General features: G+C 49.3%; 1 protein-coding gene. It reads right to left on the minus strand.

Annotated features, from left to right (window positions below; all coding sequences use genetic code 11):
* Positions 1–688 (minus strand): type VI secretion system Vgr family protein (locus LQK91_RS21925; protein WP_231001693.1); only part of this gene is annotated, 688 nt, incomplete at both ends.

The following is a 688-nucleotide window of genomic DNA, read 5'->3' on the forward strand; positions in this document are numbered from 1 at the left end:
AGTATTTTTTGCTGATGAAGAAAAGTAGTTTTCAATTTCACTTTTTATTTTATTTTTATGTCCACTACCCGGTGCAATTATTGCAGCGCTTCCTCCTTCCGGATTTAAATGTAACTCACCACCTTTGGTATTAATCTCTCCATTACCATCGACGGTAATGTTAAAATTTTTACCAATAAAATTAATCGCACCTTCTTTAGTTAACTCAATCGCGCTGAGACCACACTCGATCCTTACAGTGTCTCCGGCTGCAATTGTGTAAGAAGCAAAGGCCTGTTCAGTACGATTGCCCGTTGTCAGCGTTTTACTATTTCCCTGAGTGCCGAGAGTATGGTCGCCTTCTACCCTGGTCTCATTATTAGCACCCACTGAAACCATGCGATTGTTCAGAACACTGTGTGATTCATCATTTTTAACATGCGTATCCATGTTCTTCTGCGCCTGGATCCACAGGTGTTCCTCACCCGCCTTATCCTCAAACCTCAGCGCGTTCGCCGTATCCGCCGTGCCATCCTTCGACCGGCTTAAAAAGCCCATCTGCGTCGCCGCCGCCGGCAGCGCCCACGGCGGCATGCTCGCCTCGTTATACACCCGGCCGATGATCAGCGGACGGTCCGGATCGCCGTTGATGAAGTCCACCACCACTTCGTCGTTGACACGCGGGATCTGCACCCCGCCGAACCCCTGG

The sequence above is a fragment of the Pantoea sp. MHSD4 genome, from assembly GCF_021043305.1.
In the GTDB taxonomy this organism is placed as follows: domain Bacteria; phylum Pseudomonadota; class Gammaproteobacteria; order Enterobacterales; family Enterobacteriaceae; genus Pantoea; species Pantoea eucalypti.